Source organism: Pseudoalteromonas sp. L23 (assembly GCF_021728455.1).
Taxonomy (GTDB): Bacteria; Pseudomonadota; Gammaproteobacteria; order Enterobacterales; family Alteromonadaceae; genus Pseudoalteromonas.
This window is the reverse complement of record NZ_JAKKCW010000021.1, coordinates 1-18,466: the sequence shown is the minus strand read 5'-3', so window position 1 is coordinate 18,466 and position 18,466 is coordinate 1. Positions and strand designations below refer to the sequence as shown.

General features: G+C 42.5%; 22 protein-coding genes. 18 read left to right on the top strand and 4 right to left on the bottom strand.

The window, feature by feature from the left end; all coding sequences use genetic code 11:
* Window positions 1–32: 32 nt before the first annotated feature.
* The 11 genes from gspE (at window position 33) to L3V43_RS21635 (ending at window position 9,163) form a co-directional block, all read left to right on the top strand.
* Window positions 33–1,520: a type II secretion system ATPase GspE gene (gene gspE / locus L3V43_RS21685; protein WP_174171065.1), complete on the top strand. Its 1,488-nt coding sequence runs from the start codon at window positions 33–35 to the stop codon at window positions 1,518–1,520.
* Window positions 1,520–2,746: a type II secretion system inner membrane protein GspF gene (gene gspF / locus L3V43_RS21680; protein ID WP_010378505.1), complete on the top strand. Its 1,227-nt coding sequence runs from the start codon at window positions 1,520–1,522 to the stop codon at window positions 2,744–2,746. Before gspE ends, gspF begins: the two co-directional genes overlap by 1 nt.
* A gap of 64 nt (window positions 2,747–2,810) precedes the next feature.
* Complete coding sequence (gspG, locus tag L3V43_RS21675; protein ID WP_026001105.1) at window positions 2,811–3,236, top strand: type II secretion system major pseudopilin GspG; 426 nt, start codon at window positions 2,811–2,813, stop codon at window positions 3,234–3,236.
* 3 nt (window positions 3,237–3,239) lie between these two features.
* The gene (locus tag L3V43_RS21670; RefSeq protein WP_010604370.1) at window positions 3,240–3,833 is read left to right on the top strand and encodes a prepilin-type N-terminal cleavage/methylation domain-containing protein; all 594 of its coding nucleotides are present in this window, start codon (window positions 3,240–3,242) and stop codon (window positions 3,831–3,833) included.
* Window positions 3,830–4,207, top strand: coding sequence for a type II secretion system minor pseudopilin GspI (gene gspI, locus L3V43_RS21665; RefSeq protein ID WP_102057656.1), 378 nt, complete (start codon window positions 3,830–3,832; stop codon window positions 4,205–4,207). Before L3V43_RS21670 ends, gspI begins: the two co-directional genes overlap by 4 nt.
* The gene (gene gspJ, locus L3V43_RS21660) at window positions 4,207–4,845 is read left to right on the top strand and encodes a type II secretion system minor pseudopilin GspJ (protein ID WP_095728107.1); all 639 of its coding nucleotides are present in this window, start codon (window positions 4,207–4,209) and stop codon (window positions 4,843–4,845) included. Before gspI ends, gspJ begins: the two co-directional genes overlap by 1 nt.
* Complete coding sequence (gene gspK / locus L3V43_RS21655; RefSeq protein ID WP_102057655.1) at window positions 4,842–5,843, top strand: type II secretion system minor pseudopilin GspK; 1,002 nt, start codon at window positions 4,842–4,844, stop codon at window positions 5,841–5,843. Before gspJ ends, gspK begins: the two co-directional genes overlap by 4 nt.
* Complete coding sequence (gspL, locus tag L3V43_RS21650; RefSeq protein WP_102057654.1) at window positions 5,840–7,045, top strand: type II secretion system protein GspL; 1,206 nt, start codon at window positions 5,840–5,842, stop codon at window positions 7,043–7,045. The genes gspK and gspL overlap by 4 nt, the downstream gene beginning before the upstream one ends.
* Window positions 7,042–7,515: a type II secretion system protein M gene (locus tag L3V43_RS21645; protein WP_010604375.1), complete on the top strand. Its 474-nt coding sequence runs from the start codon at window positions 7,042–7,044 to the stop codon at window positions 7,513–7,515. The genes gspL and L3V43_RS21645 overlap by 4 nt, the downstream gene beginning before the upstream one ends.
* Before the next feature lie 2 nt (window positions 7,516–7,517).
* Window positions 7,518–8,276, top strand: coding sequence for a type II secretion system protein N (locus tag L3V43_RS21640; RefSeq protein WP_010604376.1), 759 nt, complete (start codon window positions 7,518–7,520; stop codon window positions 8,274–8,276).
* A 317-nt stretch (window positions 8,277–8,593) separates the two neighbouring features.
* Window positions 8,594–9,163, top strand: a complete 570-nt coding sequence (locus L3V43_RS21635; protein ID WP_010604377.1) for a UPF0149 family protein — start codon at window positions 8,594–8,596, stop codon at window positions 9,161–9,163.
* A 3-nt stretch (window positions 9,164–9,166) separates the two neighbouring features.
* Here L3V43_RS21635 and L3V43_RS21630 read toward each other — a convergent pair whose 3' ends face one another.
* Entirely contained in the window at window positions 9,167–9,370 is a 204-nt protein-coding gene (locus L3V43_RS21630; protein WP_102057653.1) for a hypothetical protein, read from the bottom strand.
* Complete coding sequence (locus tag L3V43_RS21625) at window positions 9,370–9,729, bottom strand: hypothetical protein (protein WP_026001103.1); 360 nt, start codon at window positions 9,727–9,729, stop codon at window positions 9,370–9,372. The genes L3V43_RS21630 and L3V43_RS21625 overlap by 1 nt, the downstream gene beginning before the upstream one ends.
* Window positions 9,730–9,978: 249 nt before the next feature.
* Here L3V43_RS21625 and ccoG point away from each other — a divergent pair, with 249 nt between their 5' ends.
* The 5 genes from ccoG to L3V43_RS21600 are packed head-to-tail and all read left to right on the top strand — an operon-like array spanning window position 9,979 to window position 14,255.
* The gene (ccoG, locus tag L3V43_RS21620; RefSeq protein ID WP_237117395.1) at window positions 9,979–11,436 is read left to right on the top strand and encodes a cytochrome c oxidase accessory protein CcoG; all 1,458 of its coding nucleotides are present in this window, start codon (window positions 9,979–9,981) and stop codon (window positions 11,434–11,436) included.
* Window positions 11,437–11,485: 49 nt separating this feature from the next.
* On the top strand, window positions 11,486–12,460 hold the full coding sequence (locus L3V43_RS21615; protein ID WP_235368860.1) for a serine/threonine protein kinase: 975 nt from the start codon (window positions 11,486–11,488) through the stop codon (window positions 12,458–12,460).
* 16 nt (window positions 12,461–12,476) lie between these two features.
* Window positions 12,477–13,100 (top strand): thiol:disulfide interchange protein DsbA/DsbL, encoded by a 624-nt coding sequence (locus L3V43_RS21610; protein ID WP_010604381.1) that lies wholly within the window; start codon window positions 12,477–12,479, stop codon window positions 13,098–13,100.
* A gap of 18 nt (window positions 13,101–13,118) precedes the next feature.
* Window positions 13,119–13,748, top strand: coding sequence for a thiol:disulfide interchange protein DsbA/DsbL (locus L3V43_RS21605; RefSeq protein ID WP_010604382.1), 630 nt, complete (start codon window positions 13,119–13,121; stop codon window positions 13,746–13,748).
* A gap of 48 nt (window positions 13,749–13,796) precedes the next feature.
* Window positions 13,797–14,255 (top strand): DUF523 domain-containing protein, encoded by a 459-nt coding sequence (locus L3V43_RS21600; RefSeq protein WP_010604383.1) that lies wholly within the window; start codon window positions 13,797–13,799, stop codon window positions 14,253–14,255.
* Between the two features lie 10 nt (window positions 14,256–14,265).
* Here the strand turns inward: L3V43_RS21600 and trmA are convergent, their stop codons facing one another.
* Window positions 14,266–15,360, bottom strand: a complete 1,095-nt coding sequence (gene trmA, locus L3V43_RS21595) for a tRNA (uridine(54)-C5)-methyltransferase TrmA (RefSeq protein WP_010604384.1) — start codon at window positions 15,358–15,360, stop codon at window positions 14,266–14,268.
* Window positions 15,361–15,524: 164 nt separating this feature from the next.
* Here trmA and L3V43_RS21590 point away from each other — a divergent pair, with 164 nt between their 5' ends.
* Entirely contained in the window at window positions 15,525–16,652 is a 1,128-nt protein-coding gene (locus L3V43_RS21590; protein WP_010604385.1) for a DUF5610 domain-containing protein, read from the top strand.
* Window positions 16,653–16,715: 63 nt separating this feature from the next.
* Window positions 16,716–17,492 (top strand): glutamate racemase, encoded by a 777-nt coding sequence (murI, locus tag L3V43_RS21585; protein ID WP_237117396.1) that lies wholly within the window; start codon window positions 16,716–16,718, stop codon window positions 17,490–17,492.
* On the opposite strand, the gene L3V43_RS21580 is transcribed toward murI, so the two are convergent.
* Entirely contained in the window at window positions 17,493–17,960 is a 468-nt protein-coding gene (locus tag L3V43_RS21580; RefSeq protein WP_102057648.1) for an RNA-binding protein, read from the bottom strand. It lies immediately after the preceding gene.
* Window positions 17,961–18,466 lie beyond the last annotated feature (506 nt).

Sequence of the window (18,466 nt, the reverse complement as noted above, 5' to 3'; positions counted from 1 at the left end):
GCGCTGAGCCAATACTAGGTGAGGTGGCTGAAATGCCGCCCGTCCCAGCAATCACTTTACGTTTGCCATTTTCGTTTGCACGTCGCAAAGGGGTGTTACTCAGCCCTGATGGCGATCAGGCTAAGCTCTTTCACAAAGGTACGCTTGATCTTGAAACGCTGATGGAGGTACGCCGAGTTGCAGGAAAGACATTACATCTCGAAGCTTTAGATGAAGAACGCTTTGAGCATATGCTTGAGGCGTCTTATCAAAGAGACAGCTCTGAAACACAACAGATGATGGAAGACATCGGCAACGAGATGGACTTGTTCTCGCTTGCTGAAGAATTGCCACAAACAGAAGACCTGCTTGCCGCGGATGATGATGCGCCTATCATCAAGCTAATTAATGCCATGTTGAGTGAAGCGATAAAAGAAGGTGCATCGGATATTCATATCGAAACATTCGAGCAAGAACTAGTTATTCGCTTTAGGGTTGATGGTGTACTGAAAGAAGTCTTGAAGCCAAACCGTAAATTGTCTTCATTATTAGTTTCTCGTATCAAAGTAATGGCTAAGCTCGACATCGCAGAAAAACGTGTGCCGCAAGATGGTCGTATTAGTCTGCGGATCGCGGGACGAGCCGTGGATGTGCGTGTATCAACGATGCCATCAAGCTTTGGTGAGCGAGTGGTGCTGCGTCTACTAGACAAAAATAATGCGCGATTAGATCTCGAAGATTTGGGCATGACCCAAGCAAACCGCGATGCGTTTGCAGAGATCATAGCCAAGCCTCACGGCATCATACTGGTTACCGGTCCAACGGGCTCAGGTAAGAGTACGACCTTGTACGCAGGCATGACACAAATCAATTCTAAGGATCGCAATATTTTAACGGTTGAAGATCCGATTGAATATGAAATCCCAGGCATTGGCCAAACACAAGTAAATCCAAAAGTGGATATGACATTCGCTCGAGGTTTACGTGCGATCCTACGTCAAGATCCCGATGTGGTGATGGTTGGTGAGATCCGAGATTTAGAAACCGCGCAAATTGGTGTTCAAGCATCTTTGACCGGCCACTTGGTATTATCCACACTGCATACGAATACGGCCGCTGGTGCTATCACGCGTATGGAAGATATGGGGGTTGAGCCATTCCTTTTAAGTTCATCACTACTAGGCGTGCTGTCACAGCGATTGGTAAGAACGCTTTGCCCTAACTGTAAAGAAGCGCATTTGGCGGATGAACGAGAATGTGAACTACTGGGTGTGGCCAAAGACAGTGGCACGCAAATCTTCCGTGCAGTCGGCTGTGAAGAGTGTAATTTCAATGGTTACAAAGGCCGTACGGGTATTCATGAGCTTCTCATCGTTGATGAGCCCATCCGTGAACTTATTCATAACGGTAAAGGTGAGCAAGCGGTAGAGAAGTATATTCGTAAGCGTACGCCAAGCATCCGACAAGATGGCTGTTCGCGAGTACTTGCTGGCCAAACAACCTTAGAAGAAGTAATGCGTGTAACGCGTGAGGAAGGCTAATGGCTGCGTTTGAATACCGCGCCTTAGATGGTAAAGGCAAAGAGAAGAAAGGAATTTTAGAAGCAGACACGGCGAAGCAAGTTAGGCAGATGCTAAGAGAAAAAGCCATGATGCCACTTGAAGTTTTGCCTGCTGCGGAGAAAGATAAAAACCAAAGTAGTGGTGGTTTTACGCTTTTTAAAGGCTACCGTCCCTCGGTATCAGATCTTGCCTTGATCACGCGCCAGTTGGCAACCTTGATCCAATCCTCTTTACCTGTTGAAGCTGCGGTGATGGCTGTAGCTGAGCAATGCGAAAAGCCAAGACTAAAGCGTATGCTGATGGCGGTAAGATCAAAAGTCGTTGAAGGTTATACACTTGCAGATGGTATGTCGGAGTTTCCTCACGTATTTGATCACTTGTACCGCTCAATGGTTGCCGCTGGAGAAAAGTCAGGGCACTTAGATGAAGTACTAAATCGCTTGGCCGATTATACTGAACAGCGCCAGCATATGCGCAGCCAAATTACGCAAGCGATGGTGTATCCCATTATTTTGGTCATCTTTGCTATCGCGATTGTTTCCATTCTATTGGGAACGGTAGTACCAAAGATCTTGAAGACCTTTGAGAAATCTAAGCAAGCACTGCCTTGGACAACAGAGTGGGTTATGGCTGCCAGTAATTTTGTACAAAACTACTGGATGATCACATTGGCAGTGGTTGTCATTGGCACCTACGCGATTAAAAAAGCATTACAAAAACCTAAGATCCGCTTTTGGTATGATAGTAAGCTGCTGAGTTTACCAGGTCTTGGTAAGGTAACTCGCAGTGTCAATACTGCACGATTTGCGCGTACCTTAAGTATTCTCTCATCGAGTTCTGTTCCGCTACTTGAGGGCATGAAAATCTCAGGCCAAGTACTTGAGAACGAAAAAATCAAAGCCTCCGTTGCAGAAGCGGCGACTCGGGTGAGTGAAGGTGCAAGCCTTAGAGCGTCGTTGCAACAGACCAAAATGTTCCCACCTATGATGCTGCACATGATTGCCAGCGGTGAAAAGTCGGGTGAATTAGAACAGATGCTTGAGCGTGCAGCGAATAACCAAGAAAGAGAATTTGAAAGTATGGTAAATGTCTCGCTGAAGTTGCTAGAACCTGCGATGATAGCGACGATGGCAATTATTGTACTGTTTATAGTTATGGCGATTCTTCAGCCGATTATGGCGATGAACAAAGCCGTAGGATTGTAGTCAAAAAGGAAAGGCCATCGCATGTTTTTGCATGGTCATCAATAACAGCATTGAGGTAAACATTGTGAAAAAACAATCAGGTTTCTCACTACTAGAAGTGATGGTGGTACTTGTTATCATCGGTATGATCTTATCTATCGTTGCGCCTAACGTGATGGGTCAACAAGAAGAAGCAGCAAAAGAAAAGGCACGTCTAGATATTCGTCAGATTGAAGACGCAATGAAGATGTACAAACTAAAAAACAAACGCTATCCAACTACAGAGCAAGGCTTGGAAGCTTTGGTAACGCAAACCAATATTGACCCGGTACCAAAACGTTTCCCTGAAGGTGGCTTTATTTCTAAGCTTCCAGAAGATCCATGGGGTAATCCTTACCAATTAGTAAGTCCTGGCGAAATGAGCCAAATCGATATCTTTTCAATGGGTCCGGATGGCGAAGTTGGAACTGATGATGATATCGGTAACTGGGATACGGAAGACGAACGTTAATCTATGTTAGCACCTCTGCATAAACCGGCATTAGCTAAGGTAAAGGGCTTTAGTTTACTAGAAGTCCTTATTGTCTTGGTGATCATTGCTTTTTCAGTAAACCTCATTACTTATACCGTCAGTGATAGTGATGAGGAAGAGCTCGAAACCATGGCTATGCGTGTGCAGGGGACGATTAATCTTGCATCAGAATTTGCAGTACTAAATCAGGTTGAACTTGGTTTTCACTTAGATAAAGGTGTGATTGAGTTTTTGGTTTTTGACGGTGAGAAGTGGCGAACTTTCGAAGCCGACGATATCTACAAACCAATTGAGCTGCCTGAGCAGTACAAAGTGGAATTAATCTTAGAAGATCTACCTTGGTCTCAAGATAACTTACTTGAGCAAGCAAATTGGCGAGAGTTGATGAGTGGCGGCGACGACGACAATTTGCTTGAACTTAAAAAGCTCAAGATCCCGCAAGTACTTATTTTATCTTCCGGTGAAGTCAGCGCATTTAGATTAAGTGTGGAAAATAAAGAGCTTCAAGAGCCAATATTTTTTGTCGAAGGTGAATTTATGGCACCAGTAGGGCTGAAGCGGGAACCTGAAGAATGAACGCTAAAAAAAGCGTAGGCTTTACCTTACTTGAAGTCATGGTTGCGCTCAGTATTTGTGCTGTCGCTGGTATTGCTGCAATGCAAGCAACAAGCGAACATATAAACCATATCGGCTCGCTTGAAGAGCAGACCTATGCGTCGTGGGTGGCAGAAAATCGCTTGGTATTTTTGCGTGCGCAAGGCGATGACTGGCATGGGAAGAATGGTAACAAAGGCGAAGAGGAAATGGCCGGGGTCACTTGGTATTGGCAACAGCATATCCAACAAACCGCAGATCCTAGCTTTGTAAAGCTCACCGTGCACGTTTTCCGCGAACCTGAACTCAAAAACTCAGTGTATGACATCACCACTTTTATGTACCGGAGTAAGTAGTGACAGTGCGTACACCTCAGCGTGGTTTCACGCTAATAGAAGTATTGTTGGCACTGGCTATTTTAGCGGTGGTGGTGACGGCGACTCACCAAATTTTAGATTCAACGCTGAAGGCCCAAGCTGCATCAGCGGAAAAAATTGCCGAAATTGAAGGTCTACAAACGACTTTCCGCTTGATGGATCAGGATTTTAATCAGATCACTAAGCGAGAAGTCAGAAATGAAGCAGGGGATTTTAGCCCAACTTATATCATCCATGGCCGGTATGAGCTTGAGAGCCAATATGATGGTATCGCTTTTGTTCGTGATGGTTGGACTAACCCTATTAGTTTATTGCCTCGCTCTGAACTGCAGGCAGTGGGCTATCGGGTTATCGATGACAAGCTTGAGCGTATTTATCGAATATACGTTGATCAGCTAGATGGAACAGAGCCACGCGCGCAGGTCATCTTGGAAGATGTCGAAGAATTAAAGTTTGAATTTTTGGACGACAAACTAAAATGGCAAGCTGATTGGAAGTCGAAATCGTTACCTAAAGCGATTAAAGTGACGTTGCAAAGAAAAGACTCGGATCCAATAAGCCGTTTATTTTTAACGCCAGGCAGTGGTGTCGCTGATGATAAGGGGCAACAGCCATGAAGCAGCAAGGTGCAGCGCTTGTTATCGTACTTTTCATCGTTGCATTGGCAGCGACAATTGCCGCTGAAATGGCGAGTAGTTTAATGGTGCAGGTACAAAAGGCCTCGAATATTCAAACTCAGCAACAAGCCAAGTGGTATAGCTATGGTGCTGAGGAATTAGTCAAAAGAGCGTTGATACAAGCGAAAAAAGATGATCCTGATACCGTTAATCTAGACCAGCCTTGGGCTCGTGAAGAAGTGCCTTACCCCGTTGACCATGGTACGTTGAGCGGTAAAGTTACAGACTTACAGGCATGCCTAAACCTGAATGCCTTGAGAGCAAAGTCACAAACAAATGGAAATAACCAAGGTGGTCAGCAGATTGGTGGAAAGAATACTAACCCAGCCCATGCTGCGCTATTGGAGCTTTTGAAGAATATTGAGGATTTGCCGAGTAACGAAAGCGAGGAAGCCCTTGCTGATAGTGTCTACGATTGGCTTGACGAAGATAGCATTACTTACCGCTCAGGGGCAGAAGAAGACGAGTATATGTCTAATCAGACGCCTTATTTAACGGCTAATAATTTGATGGCGTCTGTTAGTGAGCTACGCGTGATTAAGGGCTTTAACCCACTGGTGATGGAAAAAATTAAGCCTTATGTTTGCGTGATCCCCGGTAGTGAGGAGCTCGCGGTAAACGTCAATACGATATTGCCAGAACAAGCGCTTTTACTCAGTGCGCTTATGCCTGGTTTATCGAAATCAGGTGCTGAAGCTATTATTTCTGCAAGGCCGAAAAAAGGTTTTACCGATATCAATGAATTTTACACGGAAGTCGCGAATCAAGGGGTCAAAGACCCTAACAAGACTTCCAAAATTTTTACGATTAACAGCAATTATTTTCAGTTGCGAGCAACAGCTGTGTTTGATGAGCGACGCTTTTCTCTCACATCAATTATAGAAACAAAAGATGGTAAAGCGTACGTGCTTGCTCGTAAATTTGGAGGCGTAGAGTGACAGAACAATTATTGATCCGTGTGGATCAGTCACACCAGGCGACAATACACTGGTTAGTGTGGTCAACAGAACAACAACAAATTATTGCCAGTGGTGAATTAGAAGGGAGTGAACAGCTTGGTAGCCTTGCCGAAAAAGCGCAAACGAGACCAGTTGTTTTGTTACTACCAGCGACAGCGGTGCAGTTACGCACGCTAGAATTACCAGCAAAATGGAATAGGAAACTAGAGCAAGCCTTACCATTTATGCTTGAGGAACATGTCGCGACCGACATCGATGCGCTATTTATCGCAATTGGTAAACCGGGTATGAAAGCCGACACACATACTATCGATGTTGCGATTTGTGATAGCAGTTGGCTACAAAGCTGGTTTAGTGCCTTCGATGACGCAGGGATCAGTGTAAGTAAAGCGCTACCAGACGCCTTATGTCTGCCGCTTCATGAAGAGATGACTAGTGCCGTGCAGTTAGGGCTGCAATGGCTATTCAAACACAATGCTTGGCAAGTTGGCACTGCTGAACTTAGCTGGGTTAACGAGTACCTCGCCATTGCGGGTGTTGAGCAGCTGGCGCATTTTAGCCCTGCAAGTGATTTCTCAGAAACGATAGCGCTCACTGCGCAACAACAAGATTACGATTTACCTTTAGCCATCTTCGCGAAATCATTATCAAATATTGATTTTAATTTGCGTCAAGGTCGGTTCGCTGCGAAGAAAAAGCAACCGCAGTGGTGGCGTGATTGGCGCAGTGGCTTAATAGCGGCGAGCGTGGCAGTAGTGAGCTTTATCGCAATTAAAGGCACTCAACTGTATGTAATAAGTCATCAAGCTAATCAGCTAGAAACCCAAGCGGTTGCTATGTATCAACAGGCATTTCCAAATAAAGTAGTGCGTCCGCACTTATTGAAAAAACAGATCCAAAATGAGCTTGATGCTTTATCTGGTACGGAGCAAGGCGGCTTGCTCGAATTAACAAATCATTTTGTGGCCATTTATGAAGAGGTTGATGCTTTCGCTCCTGAAACGCTACGTTACGACAAACGTAGGAATGAACTCAGAATTAGAGCGCGCGCAAAAGAGTTCCAGATATTTGGTCAGGTCAAAGCAATTTTAGAGCAACGCGGTGTAAGCGTTGAACAGGGGGCCCTGAACAATGATGGTGACTTTGTGGTGGGTGAAATTCGTATTCGAGGTGCAGCATGAAGCAGCAAGCAGTTAACTATTGGCGTGGTTTAAAAGAGCAAGAACAAAAACTGCTGATCGTTGCCGGCGTTATTTTTGTCGTTTTTGTTCTGATAATGGGTATATTCAAACCTTTAAATCAGGCTGTCAGCGATGCCGAAGCTAAGCTAAAACGTAATCACGAGCTCGTAAATTGGGTTGGTCAAAGCGTGAATAAGCTGAAATCTAACAGCCCTGCACAGGTGATTAGCGGCGGTAATATCAGCCAGATAGTCAATAACACCCGTGGCCGCTTTCAAATCGATATCAGTAAAATGCAACCTAGTGGCGAAAGCCTGCGTTTAACCATCGATGATGTGGAATTTAATAAACTTGTTGCTTGGATAGATGAACTGACAAATAAGCATGGAGTAAAAGTAGAAAACCTAGACCTTACACAAGGGAATTTACCTGGCTTTGTGCGTGTTAGTCGCTTGGTTTTAGAGAAATAATTATGAAAAAAACACTATCTCTACTCATTATATTTTTACTCGCATTTATTATTTTTAGTGCTTTTACTATGCCAGCAGCGGTGTTGCTGCAAGTTTTTAAAGGTCAATTGCCAGCTAATTTGCAGCTAGGTGCAGTAAATGGTTCTGTTTGGCATGGTCAAGTGAGCGGTGTGAGATTCAATAACATTCAATTGAATCAGGTTCAGTGGGAGCTTGAACCGTCGGCTTTACTACTCGGTGATCTGGCAGGCAATGTACAGTTTGGTAATGCGAGAGATAAAAATGAGATCTCAGGAAAAGCTAATTTCTCATCGAATTTAGTCAGTAAATCAGTGATGGTAAATAATGCCTCACTTCGTTTCAGTGTTGAGCAGGCTATGGATCAAGTAACCCTGCCATTGCCGGTTGATGCCAAAGGGCGTGTTATCGTCAATGTGAAAAAGTACCAAAGTGGTGCACCATACTGTGAAGGACTAAATGGTGAGATAAGTAGTCCAAATATTGATGTTAAAGGCATGAATGGTTGGTTTAGTATCGGCGACCTTAGTGGCCAGCTCGATTGTAAATCAGGAGATATTGCCGTGCTTGTTGACCCTGAAAATCGTCTGGGCTTACAGGCTGATGCGACACTTGCTGCCAATTTCCAGTTTCGCGTATCTGGTAATATTAAGCCAGATGCAAGTCTACCAAAAGAAGTACACGATGCGGTTAAGTTTTTGGGTAGACCGGATGGCGAAGGTCGTTACCCGGTAAATTTATAATATACTTCCGTCATATCAGACTTTAGTTATACCAATTTGCTTAATTAAGTGACCTATTTTGAGGCGAGAAAATCTTGTCGATAACACCGCTTACGCGTCCTGCTATCGCCAAGGTACCTACATCCATGTAGGCAAGGCGAAAATTTTGCTATTTAGTTGTTCTAAATGAGAAATTTTTAACGCAGTTAGCGTCAGATTTGCTCCTTCAAATTGAGCAAGTATTAAGACTAATTGGTATTAATCTAATCTCAGCTTAGTTATTAATATAAAAGTATTTTTGTAGGCGCTGATACGGCGCCTAAGTTCAAGGCAACACTATGCACGACTTCTCTTTTACTGCAGCTGATCAGCTGAATTTAGAAAACTACTTTTCTGCGCGCAAGCTTTCTATTGATATTGCTTTTTTACAAGGATATTTATTTGCTACCTGCATAGACCCAAACGGTATTGAGGTTGATAAGTGGCTTAAGACTTTAACCAATGCGGATCCAGAATTAGATGAGAGTATTGCGTTTGCATTGATGGCCTTACATCATGAGATTTCTGAGCAGGTATACGAAACTGAATTTCAATTGCCTTGGAATGGTGAAACACCACTTGAGCAAAAAATTAATTGGGCCGAAGGATTTTTAATGGCGGCAACGCCCTTTTACGAGCAATTGATGTCCAGTCCGCTCGCCGACGATATTAAACAAGCTTTGCAAGTGAGCACAGAACAACTAGGACTTTTTGCACTTGGTGAGCAACAGTTAACGATTTACTGTGACAAAATAGGACAGTCACTGGCCGAGTTTCAACTAACTCAAGCGCAATTGGCTGACGAGTTTGCCGCATCTTATGCTGAGTTAGTCGAAGTTGCCGCAGTGAATAGTGGACTATTTGAATAATCTTTATGCGAGATCTAACTCGATAAATGTGCAACCCTGCTGGCATTGCGCCACAGCTCTATTTGACGTCGATTGGCTTAAACTGAGTGCTATGGGTTGCTGACAGCTTGGGCAATTGACATCACGTCCCTGACTAAGCTTTTTAATGAGTGCTTTTTGATCATTAAAGGATTTTGCCGACTTTTTATTTAATTGACTAAAGTCCATTATAATCCCTTTGCTTCATGAATGGCTTGCTCTGCAATTTCACAGATTTTGACGAGATCGGGGCCGTAAAAATACAAGTTATAGTCGTTTTCTTTACAATACTTGAGGTGGAAAAGTCTTACTTTTTCATCTGTTGCAAGGGCTTCATCAATATAGCGCTTTTCGTCATCTGTCATGGTAATTGCTTTTACGACGTTGGCTCTGGCGATTCTTGCAGCCGTACTGCGTTGTACTTTGCTGGACTCGCTTAGCACTTCAACGCCTTGACCGAGTAACCTATCTCTTGGCTCTTTAATCAATGGATGATCCACAGTAAACAGAGCAACGACTATAATGGCTAATACTAAGAATTTTTTCATAATCTGACGCTGATTTGATCTAGCTAACAAAAATCTTGTTCCTAGTGTAATAAACTTGTCTGTCAGGTCGCAACAAGTCTCTCATCATTTATGGTGGGTTTTAGCTCAACTTACTATTAATCATAAGGTTTCAAAGCGTATAATAGTAAGCGCTAAACTATGTCATGGGGCACATTGCAATAGTTTAGCCTGTATTTTTCAAGGTCACTGTAGCAAGTGCATCTCGTTCCAAAGCACTAAGGAGCTTCCATGGAGAACGAAAGAATCAAGGTTAAAAACATACCGTCTGAAGTAAAAATTCAAAAGCCAATAGGTGGCACTGAAGGGAAATCGCTCAATAGCTCTACGCCCGATCGTTTTAATCCTCGTAATCGCATATATGTCCGGGCGGTGTCTGGCCTACATCAACTGCTAAGAAGGCGTATCGGCTTTATTGGTATGTTGGCATTTATGGCTTTACCTTGGTTAAACTTTCACGGCCATCAAGCGGTGTTGTTCGATATTTTTGAGCAGAAGTTTAATATTTTTGGCATGACACTATGGCCACAAGATCTGACTATCTTTGCTTTTATTCTGATGATAGCGGCATTTGCTCTGTTCTTGGTGACCACCTTCTATGGCCGGGTATGGTGCGGCTACACCTGTCCGCAAACCGTTTGGACGTTTATTTTTATTTGGTTTGAAGAAAAATTTGAAGGAACAGCAAACCAACGGAAAAAACTAGATCAGAGACCGATGGATTTTGACAAGTTTTGGCGAAAAACGGCAAAACACGGTAGCTGGATACTCTTTTCACTGTATACCGCAATCACTTTTGTTGGTTACTTTACCCCGATCCGCTCATTGCTCCCTGATTTACTTACTTTTTCAGCAGGTTTTTATTCCGTCATTAGCATCATCGTGTTTACCATTTGTACTTATGGTAATGCCGGTTGGATGAGGGAAATTATGTGTTTACACATCTGTCCTTACTCTCGCTTCCAATCAGCCATGTTTGATAAGGATACGTTTACCGTCGCTTATGATAGCGAACGAGGTGAAAGTCGCGGTCCTCGAGGACGCAAGCAAGATCCAAAAGAGCTAGGTCTAGGAGATTGTATCGATTGCAACCTGTGTGTTCAGGTGTGTCCTACCGGTATCGATATTCGTAATGGTTTGCAATATGAATGCATCAACTGTGGTGCGTGTATTGATGCCTGTGATGGTGTTATGGATAAGATGAACTACCCGCGCGGATTAATTGCTTACACTACAGAGCGTAATTTAGAATCATCTAGCGAAAAGACCAAACCAGTACGTGGTAAATTAATCGGTTATTTAATGATCCTGGTCGTTATCACTGGTGCATTAGTTGCGAATATTGCGATGCGTAAGCCGATGGATCTTGATATTATTCGGGATAGAAATCAACTTTATCGTGTCAATATTGAGGGATTGGTAGAAAATACCTATACCTTGAAAGTGATAAACAAAGCGCAAGTTGAGCAGAAATTTTCTATTGCAATAACGGGTCTAAGTAATTATCAGGTGATCGGTAAGCATGAGGTGCACTTAGCTGCAGGCACGACATTAGATGTGCCACTCTCTGTTGTGATTGATCCATATGATTTGAAAAAGCCAGTAACCGAATTTGAGTTTGTGCTTATTAACCAAGACGATCCTGAAGAGCGGCTGGCGCAGCCGACCAATTTCTTCAAAGGAAGATAATAGAGTAAGGTAAAAGCGAGGTATAAAACCTCGCTTTTTTATAAACATTATGAACGATTTTAGTTTTAACGCACTGACACCGGATCTTATTTTAGATGCGATTGAGGCACTTGAGATATATCCTACAACGGGGTTATTGGCCCTGAACAGCTATGAAAACCGTGTTTATCAATTTGGTGCTGAGGACGGCAAGCGTTATGTAGTGAAGTTTTACCGCCCAGCGCGTTGGACGGATGAACAAATTCTTGAAGAGCATGAGTTCGCGCTGGCAGCGAAAGAAGCTGAAGTGCCAGTTGTGGCACCTTTAATTATTGCTGGGCGTAGTCTGCACTTTCATGAAGGTTACCGCTATACGTTGTTTCCAAGCGTTGGTGGACGCCAGTTCGAACTCGATAATCTAGACCACTTAGAAATTTTAGGTCGCTATCTAGGGCGCTTGCATTGTCTGTCGGCTGAGCGAGCATTCGAGCATAGACCACAGCTCAATACCCAGCGTTTTTTGGTTGATGCGCAACAAACACTGCTAAAAAGCCAGCTAGTACCTAGTCATCTACATACTCCATTTGTTACTATTCTTGAGCAAGTTATTAACAAAGCAACCTCAAAGTATCAAGTTGCCAAAACACTTCGGCTTCATGGGGATTGCCATGCTGGAAATTTATTGTGGTCTAGAGATCAATTGATGTTGGTGGATCTTGACGATTGTCAGCAAGGCCCTGCAATACAAGACTTGTGGATGATGTTAAATGGCGACCGCAACGAGCAATTGGTACAGTTAGACACCCTGCTTATGGGTTACGAAGAATTTATGCCGTTTGATTCAAAAGAGCTTGCGTTAATTGAGCCGCTACGTGCCATGAGAATGGTGAATTATATGGCTTGGTTGGCACAGCGCTGGCAGGATCCTGCATTCGAACGGAACTTTTCTTGGTTTGCGACAGACAAATACTGGGAACAACAGATCCTAGCGTTAAAAGAGCAATTTGCCGCATTAGATGAACCAAGTTTGAGCCTATTTCCTTAAAATTAGAGAGAGTAACATGCTAAAGAAATTCAGAATCGCATTAGTCGCACTATTTTTGCCTATTGCAGCAATGGCTTCAGACTTTACCGAAGGTGAGCACTACACGACCTTAACAACCGAACAGAGTAAATCAGAGAAAGTTACCGAGTTTTTCTCTTTTTACTGTCCTCACTGTTTCCGCTTTGAGCCAATTGCAAAAGCGATTGAAAAGAATTTACCAAAGGAAGCTCGCTTTGAAAAAAGCCATGTAAACTTCCTACGAGGTATTCCTACAGAGACGCAAAGTAATCTTAGCTATGCCTATATTATTGCCGAGCAAGAAGGCAAAGCGGATGTGATTGCTGAGAAGATTTTTAATGCTATTCATGTTGAAAGAAACAAACTGTTAGACATTAAAGATTTGAAAACACTAATGGAGTTAAATGGGATTTCTGCTGAAAAGTTTGAGCAGGCTGTAACGAGTATGCCTGTCGTGAGTGCTGAAAATAACATGCTTAAAGCACAAAATAAGTTTTCTGACGCGGGTGCACTAACAGGCGTTCCAACTTTTATCGTAAATGACAAATACAGAATCGAAATGAAAGGTATCAAGAGCCAAGAGCAGCTTGATGAATTGATCGCATATCTATTAAAAAAATAAGGACTGGAGAAAGTTAGTATGTTGAAAGTATTAAAAGGCTTAGCGGTTGCACTAATGCTTCCTCTTCTTGCTCAGGCTGCGCCATTTGAAGAAGGTGTGCATTATGAAGTTATTGCCGAGCGTGGCACGAAAAAGCCTGAGGTAATGGAGTATTTTTCTTTTTATTGTCCAGCCTGTAACGCAATGGAAAATTTAATCGTTGACGTTAAACCAAAGCTGGACGAAGGCGTTAAGTTTAAAAAGAGCCATATAGATTTTGTTGGTCCAAGAGAGCCTGAGATCCAACAGGTGTTGGCACAAGCACTTGCAACTGCTGAAGTGCTGCCACAAAAAGACAAGATAGTTGCAGCCATGTTTAATCATATCCATGGCAAGCGCGCAAAAATCAATGAACTTGCTGATGTAAAAGATATCTTTATTGCACAAGGTGTTGAAGAAGAGAAGTTTGATAAACTTTATGCCAGTTTCTCTGTTCGTACTAAAGCTTCAAAAATGCAACGAATGCAGAAGACACTTTCTGATAAAGGCGCGCTAACAGGTGTACCAATGTTCGTGGTAAACGGTAAATACAAGCTATTGCTTCGTGAGTCTGGTACGACTAAGCCTGAGCAAATTGCAGCTTTGGTGAATTATTTAGCAAAGAAATAAAATCTAATTTGTATTAGACTAGCCCTGCAATTGTTGCGGGGCTTTTTTATGTTTAAAGTTTTAGTTTCTAGCTGTTTATTAGGTTATCCGGTGAGGTATGACGCCTCTTCACAAAGCCTTCAAGACAATACGTTGCAGTATTGGCGGCAAAAAAATTGGGTCTTACCGCTGTGCCCCGAAGTATCTGGTGGTTTACCAACACCTCGCCCATCGGCTGAAATAGCAGATGGTAAAGTTTTGAGTAAACAAGGGGATGATTTTACCACCGCGTTTGAACTCGGTGCTAAAAAAGCGCTAGCGGCTTGTCTTCAGCACGATATAAAGTTTGCGTTGTTAAAAGAGTCCAGTCCGTCTTGCGGCAGCAATCTGATTTACGATGGTAGTCATACAGGTAAAAAAATAGTAGGGCAGGGGCTAACGGCGTCTTTATTACAGCAATCCGGTATTCAAGTCTTTAGCGAAACTCAACTGCCAGCACTTATCACAGCGATGGCAGCCAGTCGTTAATCGTTAGAGATCACTTTCTCACTAAGTAAACGCCAGATTCAATATGATGGGTATAAGGGAACTGATCGAAAATTGCCATGCGTGCGATTTTATGTGTTTCACATAACAAGGCTAAATCACGCTCTAATGTGTCTGGATTACATGAGATATAAATAATGTTGTCGTAGTTGCTGACTAAGCGACAGGTTAATTCATCCATACCAGCACGAGGCGGGTCGACAAGAATCGTTTGGCAATCATAGGACTGTAAATCAATACCATCTAATCGAGAAAACTTCTGCCCTTTCATGGCTTGTGTAAACTCTTCACTCGACATGCGAATAATATCTAAGTTATCGACTTTGTTTGCTGCAATATTAAATTGTGCAGACTTTACTGATGATTTAGAGATCTCCGTAGCCAGCACTTTATTGAATGAACCAGCCAATGCAATTGAAAAGTTACCGTTACCACAATAAAGCTCAAGTAGATCGTTGCTTAGCGGTTCACTGATGGACTGCGCCCAAGCTAGCATTTTCTGATTCACTTCCGCATTCGGTTGCGTAAAGCTGTTCTCAACCTGCTGATAAATATACTCTTTACCGTTAACGCTTAGTTTTTCAGTTACATAGTCGTTGCCAAACACAACCTTTTGTTTTCTAGCACGACCGATAAAATCAACTTTATAGGTTTGTTGCAACTCGGCTCTCAATGTCTGCATCGCGGTTTGCCACGCTTCATCTAACTGCTTGTGATAAAGCAAGCTGATCAGTACTTCACCACTCAGTGTCGTGAGGTAGTCGATCTGAAACAGTTTACGACGCAATATTTCGTTGCCTTTCAGCTGATGTATCATCACCTGCATCATTTCATTGACAAGCGGCGCACCAGGATCAAAGCTATCAACACGGATCTTTTCTTTTGTTTGCTGGTCAAACATGATGTGAAACAGATCTTCACCCTCATGCCATACTCTAAATTCACAGCGCTGGCGGTAATGGCGAGTTGCAGATTCATACACTTCAAGTGCAGGTGCATCAAACTGTGCAAATTGTGTTGTGATACGCTCAGCTTTATCTGCTAACTGTTGCTCGTATGCTGAATCATCAATTTTTATTACTGCCATGCTAAAACCATCTATGTTGAATTAAGAGGCGCTATTTTAGGGAGCGTTGCTAATTTGTCCAGTCTAGCATCACTGATGCGTCTGGTTTGCTGTTTTTTTAATCATTATACTTTAGCTTTGCGCAAATATGCCGATAATCTAACTAATATATTGGAGGGCATACCATGAAAATCGGGCAATTAAATCAGTTGCTCAATCCAGCTATGCAGCATAAGCCTGGAAAGAGCAAAGGGATAGGACCAAATATCCAAATTAATTCAGACAGCTATGCGGGGAATAAATCTAAGCTAGCAGCTAAAATTCTTGATGATAAGCTTGCAGAAGCGTTGGGGATTGAGAAGCCGACACAAGATAAAAAAGACAAGCCACTATTTGATTTTGAATCTATTGTCAAAAATGTACTCGATTTTGTTCAGGGTGCAGTGAAGAAAGCCAAAGTCGACGGCAAAAATGATGACGAATTGAAATCCATGCTAGATGGGGCACGTAAGGGCGTGCTTCAGGGTATTGATGAAGCCAGCGAAGAGTTAAAAGGCATGGGCGCTTTCAATTCCGACATCGAAGATGGTATTGAAAAATCACGAGAAGGGATTTTTAAAGGTTTAGATGATTTTGAAAAAGAATTGTTTGAAGAAAAGTCGCCAAAGGCATTAGCGATCAGTGCCGCACAGTTTGCGAGTCTTTCTAATCAGGCTGAATATGCATTTACTACAGCTGAAGGGGATGAAGTCGTTATTTCATTCTCCGATGCGTATGCTCAGGGAGCCGCTGCGAGTGTTGCGCAAAAAGGTAATGATTATGGCATGGCATATGGCACTAAGTCCTCTCACGAAGTCAGTTTCTCAATTAAGGTAAATGGTGAGCTGAACGAAGAGGAGCAGCAGGCAATTAACGATATGATGGAAGATATCCGTAATGTCAGTGATTCCTTTTTCGGTGGTGAATACGATGAAGCTTTCGATTTGGCAAAGTCGCTTAGCTTAAACTCAGATCAGATCACTAATTTCACGATGGATTTAAGACAAAGTAAAACATCTGCTGCGATTGCTCAATATCAGCAAGGCAATCCAATGAAAGACTTAGAGAAGGCATTTATGCCACTGAATAAGCAGTTAGCAGATGTGCAAGAGCAAGCTAAGGGACTCAATGCCGATAATGAGTTGCCAAACCTGCTTGCTTGGATGAATGAAGGTCAGTCGAGACTAAATGAATTTTTGGATTATGCTAGTAGCTTTTTTAGTAAACTGAATGAACTAAATAAAGAGCAAGTTGAGCAAAAACAAACAAGCTAAGCCAGTTTATTTTCGCGAGGACTCATGGCAAACTTCATACTTCATTGATTTGAGGTATGAAGTTTGTCGCATATTTTGGTTTTCGATTCGGGGATCGGTGGCACCAGTGTGCTGTCGCACTTAAAGGTATGTTTGCAGGGGGGTTCATTTAGTTATGTTATGGACAACGCTTTTCTCCCATATGGCCTTCAGCCTCAAGAGCTAATCAAATCACGTATCAAGGGACTTATTCGTTGGCAACAGCAATACTTGGGCAATGTTGATCTTATCGTTATTGCATGTAATACCGCTTCAACATACGCATTAGAAGAAGCCAGAAAACATACCCAGATACCAATTATAGGTGTGGTTCCTGCTGTTAAGCCTGCTGCATCTAGTTCAAAGACCAAGCACATCGCACTATTAGCAACACCGGCAACGTCAAATAATGCTTATACGCATAAGCTCATCATGGATTTTACCTCAGGTTGTAAAGTTGAAACTTTGCATTCAACGGAGCTTGTAAGGATCGCTGAGCACTTTTATTGGCATAACGAGTTGGATAAAGAGGCACTTTGCGCGGAAATAGACCGGCTTAACATTCCAGCCACTGTTGATAGGCTAGTGTTGGGATGTACACATTTTCCGTTGATAGCTCACGATATCAAGAATTGCTTACAGAAGCATGTGGAGTTGGTTGATTCTGGCAAAGCAATAGCCAATCGCGCAGTGTCATTGTTGGGAAGTCAAATAGTAGTAGGAGAAAAGGTGCCGAGTGCATCGGAAGTGCGTTTCTATGCAACGGCACCAGTAATGGGTAGTAAAGAAGTAATCTCTATTATTAATTTAAATAAAGATTAATTAAGCGGGTGAGTGATCCATCTCACCTTCAGGCTTTTGCTTTGCTTCTCTTACTTTTAATGTACGCTGTTGAAATTCACGTTCATTGAGTTGAGTAATCGCCTTTTCTGCATCTTGCTTAGACATCTCAACAAAACCAAAACCACGTCGTTTGCCTGTGTTTTTATCCTTAAGTAGGCGAACTGAAAATACTTGCCCTTGCTCTTCGAAAAGCTCGCGGACAACATGTTCGTTGGCTCGATATGGTAGATTACCTACATATAATGTAGTGGTTGATAAGTTTGATTGTTTTTCTTGTTGTGTATCACTTTTTAAAAACTGGCTTATTACGCCACCGATGATAATACCTACGGCAAGCATAAGAGCAGCGTCGAGCTGAGTAGAGCTTAATGCAAGATCAACAATGAAAAAGCTCGCTACTGCAATAACCAAAGTGATCAAAATTGCTTTATGATCAAAAGACTTCATATAAATATACCAATTGAAAGAAGGTTAAACATTAATTTAACAAGTGAGTTAGCTATCTTAACGAGTTAATTAAACTTCGCAATAATTAATATAGTTCTGATAGTAAGATTTGTCCTTTTTTGCATGGTTTTTATACTAAAAAGTGGGTTTTGGTTAATGTTTGTTCGAACGATCAAAAAGATCGAAAAAAGAGTTGCACTAAAATCGGATCGCCCTATAATGCGACCCCACTGACACGGGGTGCTACTACGCTGAAAAGCAAAGCAGCAACGAGTTAGCGTCAAATAAAACTTAAGTTCGAAACTTCTTCTCAAGAAATTCAAAATTAAGTGTTGACAAAAAATTGGGAATGCTTAGAATGCACACCCCTCGAAACAACGAAATGTTTCGAAATGTTCTTTAAAAATATGAAGCAATCATCTGTGTGGGCACTCGTACAGATTGAGTTCTAACAGCAGATTCTAGTTCGCTAGATGACGCAAACAAATTTAGAGTCTCAATTGTAA

Excerpts from the sequence above, each read along its gene's own strand:
- gspE (WP_174171065.1), top strand. The coding sequence starts at position 33 with ATGCCGCCCGTCCCAGCAATCACTTTACGTTTGCCATTTTCGTTTGCA.
- gspF (WP_010378505.1), top strand. The coding sequence starts at position 1,520 with ATGGCTGCGTTTGAATACCGCGCCTTAGATGGTAAAGGCAAAGAGAAG.
- L3V43_RS21670 (WP_010604370.1), top strand. The coding sequence starts at position 3,240 with ATGTTAGCACCTCTGCATAAACCGGCATTAGCTAAGGTAAAGGGCTTT.
- gspI (WP_102057656.1), top strand. The coding sequence starts at position 3,830 with ATGAACGCTAAAAAAAGCGTAGGCTTTACCTTACTTGAAGTCATGGTT.
- gspK (WP_102057655.1), top strand. The coding sequence starts at position 4,842 with ATGAAGCAGCAAGGTGCAGCGCTTGTTATCGTACTTTTCATCGTTGCA.
- L3V43_RS21645 (WP_010604375.1), top strand. The coding sequence starts at position 7,042 with ATGAAGCAGCAAGCAGTTAACTATTGGCGTGGTTTAAAAGAGCAAGAA.
- L3V43_RS21640 (WP_010604376.1), top strand. The coding sequence starts at position 7,518 with ATGAAAAAAACACTATCTCTACTCATTATATTTTTACTCGCATTTATT.
- L3V43_RS21635 (WP_010604377.1), top strand. The coding sequence starts at position 8,594 with ATGCACGACTTCTCTTTTACTGCAGCTGATCAGCTGAATTTAGAAAAC.
- L3V43_RS21630 (WP_102057653.1), bottom strand. The coding sequence starts at position 9,370 with ATGGACTTTAGTCAATTAAATAAAAAGTCGGCAAAATCCTTTAATGAT.
- L3V43_RS21625 (WP_026001103.1), bottom strand. The coding sequence starts at position 9,729 with ATGAAAAAATTCTTAGTATTAGCCATTATAGTCGTTGCTCTGTTTACT.
- ccoG (WP_237117395.1), top strand. The coding sequence starts at position 9,979 with ATGGAGAACGAAAGAATCAAGGTTAAAAACATACCGTCTGAAGTAAAA.
- L3V43_RS21615 (WP_235368860.1), top strand. The coding sequence starts at position 11,486 with ATGAACGATTTTAGTTTTAACGCACTGACACCGGATCTTATTTTAGAT.
- L3V43_RS21610 (WP_010604381.1), top strand. The coding sequence starts at position 12,477 with ATGCTAAAGAAATTCAGAATCGCATTAGTCGCACTATTTTTGCCTATT.
- L3V43_RS21605 (WP_010604382.1), top strand. The coding sequence starts at position 13,119 with ATGTTGAAAGTATTAAAAGGCTTAGCGGTTGCACTAATGCTTCCTCTT.
- L3V43_RS21600 (WP_010604383.1), top strand. The coding sequence starts at position 13,797 with ATGTTTAAAGTTTTAGTTTCTAGCTGTTTATTAGGTTATCCGGTGAGG.
- trmA (WP_010604384.1), bottom strand. The coding sequence starts at position 15,360 with ATGGCAGTAATAAAAATTGATGATTCAGCATACGAGCAACAGTTAGCA.
- L3V43_RS21590 (WP_010604385.1), top strand. The coding sequence starts at position 15,525 with ATGAAAATCGGGCAATTAAATCAGTTGCTCAATCCAGCTATGCAGCAT.
- L3V43_RS21580 (WP_102057648.1), bottom strand. The coding sequence starts at position 17,960 with ATGAAGTCTTTTGATCATAAAGCAATTTTGATCACTTTGGTTATTGCA.